2 protein-coding genes are annotated in these 2,815 nt (G+C 39.0%); both read right to left on the bottom strand.

Annotated elements, in window-relative coordinates:
- Positions 1–208 precede the first annotated feature (208 nt).
- Positions 209–1,174, bottom strand: a complete 966-nt coding sequence (gene serB / locus MXE38_RS12020; RefSeq protein WP_246915400.1) for a phosphoserine phosphatase SerB — start codon at positions 1,172–1,174, stop codon at positions 209–211.
- Positions 1,175–1,545: 371 nt separating this feature from the next.
- On the bottom strand, positions 1,546–2,481 hold the full coding sequence (locus tag MXE38_RS12025; RefSeq protein ID WP_246915402.1) for a TatD family hydrolase: 936 nt from the start codon (positions 2,479–2,481) through the stop codon (positions 1,546–1,548).
- Positions 2,482–2,815 lie beyond the last annotated feature (334 nt).

A 2,815-nucleotide genomic window follows, 5' to 3' on the forward strand; every position in this document is an offset into this window, starting at 1 on the left:
TTGATGATGCCACCTACTATGTATGTGGACCACAAGGATTTATGGATATGGCTTTAGATGCACTCATTTCCAATGGAGTACCAAACGAAGCTATCCGTTTTGAGCGCTTTAGTACAGGTCGCTAAAACTAAAAACCTAACTTCAGCAAAAAATACAAGGGGGCACAATGGCCCCCTTATTCAGTTTAGAAACTTTAGTTTTTAATTAATTAATTTAAATGAGACTTTAGCTCTAATAAAGCTTTTACCGCTGCTAAAGTACCAATATTGAGCACATTGCGAGCCTCTTGTTGTACTTTTGGCTTAGCGTGATAGGCAATACCTAAACCACCTTGACCAATCATCTTTAAGTCATTGGCTCCATCACCCAAAACAATTACACGCTCATGCTTGATGCCTGACTTCATTAAATCATTTACTAAGTCAGCCTTAGCTTGAGCATCCACAATGGCACTTGCTACCTTGCCAGTAAACAGCCCCATCTCATCAATACCTAAGCTATTAGCTCTTACTTCATCTAAGCCATAGCGATCTTTAATGACACCAATAAGTTCATGGAAGCCACCAGAGGCAATACAAGTTTTAAATTCCTGATGGCGCTTAAGCTCATTGCAATAATTTAATAGCTCATCTAGGCCATCAGTTTCTACCATAATTTCTTTGACCTTTGGTAATACTTCATTAGCATTACCACCCTTTAGCAAGGCTACTCTTTTAGTAAGTGATTGAGCAAAATCTAATTTGCCATGCATGGCCTCTGCAGTAATGGCAGCCACATCATCAAAGACATTTAAGCAACGTGCAATTTCATCAATGCCTTCAATTTGCACTGTAGTCATGTCCATATCCATAACTAAAGCGCCTGCATCTTTACACTGCTCATTAAAGCATGGAAATTTTTCACTAAACAGTACGTCACATTGCTGAGCAAAACGACCTTCTAATACCTCATGCTTTAAGGACTTTTCAGTATCGCTATCTATTTCTTCTGGTAAAAGAATTAAGACATAGATTAAAGGACGCTTTTTATCAAAAATATAAGCACACTTACAAGCATCAAGACCACAGGCACAATGAGCTAATACTTCGCAAATTAATTGCTTTTGTCTCATACTAAAAGCATTAGCTGGCTCATCTTCATTAATCTTGATAACTAAAAATAACTCTTTAAACATGTTTACCCTTTTACTTATAAAGGCCCAAATCAAGCCTAATATTAAATCTTAGCTAGCTTTACTAACAACAATAAAGCCATCTCTTATTAAGAGCACTCTCATTAAGAAACTTGCAACTGATTTTTTGAAATCAACAATTATAAGACATTAATGAAGACAATACCCGCCCTATGCCCCAGCCAACGCCAAATTACCCACCAGATCCCATGCCCAGCCCCTGCCCTGCCCATGCTACTGCCACATGCACAGGCCTGGGCTAGGCCATGGGCAGAACAAGCTCTGCGCTCACACTAGCGCTAGCGCTAGCGTCTGCTAGCAACTGCTAACGCCAGATAGCGCCCGCCCTGGCATTATTGAGCGCACAATTATCATTACTTTGGCAATCTGCCAGCTAAGGACTGTAATTTGCAATCTAGCTCCGCCACAACCCTATCGTCATAATTTAGGGAACTGCTGCCATCAAAATCACTTTCTAATAATATGTCTTTTAAAGGCACATACTCTAATAACGCTGTGATTTTCTTTTCATTTTGTTGGCCTAATAAAGATCTGCCTAATCCTATCTTTAAACCTAGTTTATTTAGGGCTAGAGCTTGCTGGCATGAGCCATTAAATCCATGCACACAGCCTGTAATTTTTCCTTTAAATTGCTGGCTATTGAGTAATTTATACAGCTCATCATAGGCTTTTACGCAGTGAAAAGAATAAGGTAAGTTAAAGTGCATGGTAGATAATAAATAAGATCTTAAAACTTCAATTTGTTCACTAAGAGCTACTGACAATCTTTTATCTAAGCCTATTTCTCCTAACCCGCCCTTAAGAGCCTGAGGATAATGTTCTTTTAAATAAGATATTAACTTTACCTCCCTAGCTATTTCTTCATTAAGGCTCATACCAAAAGAGCTCATATTAATATTGGGCTCAAGATGATAAGGATGCATTCCTATCCCTATATTAAATTTGCTACTACAACAGCGCCCGCACTTGTCTAAATAGTCCTTAAGCACTGCAATGTTTAGCAAAGCATCACAGACATTTACCGTGTAAAAATTAAACTGCGCTATGTCATAGCTAAGCCACCTATCAATCAGGTTAATCCCCTGCAAATTAAATTGAGAGTAAAGCTTTATTTTTAGCTCATCTAACAAGCGCTCAAAAGATGAGTTATTAACATCATACCCTTGTAATTCTGCTCTAACCTTAGCTAAAACAGGCTCTAAGATATTTTGTTTTTGATAGGCATAAGATTTTTGTAAGAACGGTGATGCGTTCTTTTTGTTGTCATCAAAAGGATAGTAATAAGCCAACAACAAGTGGCAATGATGGTCAATAAGGCCGCTGTGCATTACAAAACTCTCACTGTTAACTATAGCCAATAAATACCATACCCAATTACGGCCACCATACGCCATACCAAGCCGCCAAGCTTCACCACACTACCTTCTCACTGCTTCATAGTCCCATAGCCTAATAGCCTCCCATGGCTTACCATGGCTTAAATAGCCGTAGCGGGCTAAAAGCCCTATAGGAATAAAGGCCCTCTAGGGCTATCTTTTGCCTTTTAGCTAGCACTATGCAGCAGCTATCTTGGCTACTATGTTTCCTTACTATGCTAATACAAAAGGCTAGCCTTTAGGGCTA

This window comes from Anaerobiospirillum sp. NML120448 (genome assembly GCF_023050945.1).
Taxonomy (GTDB): Bacteria; Pseudomonadota; Gammaproteobacteria; order Enterobacterales; family Succinivibrionaceae; genus Anaerobiospirillum.

Coding starts and splice junctions, on each gene's coding strand:
- serB (WP_246915400.1), bottom strand. CDS start 1,174: ATGTTTAAAGAGTTATTTTTAGTTATCAAGATTAATGAAGATGAGCCA.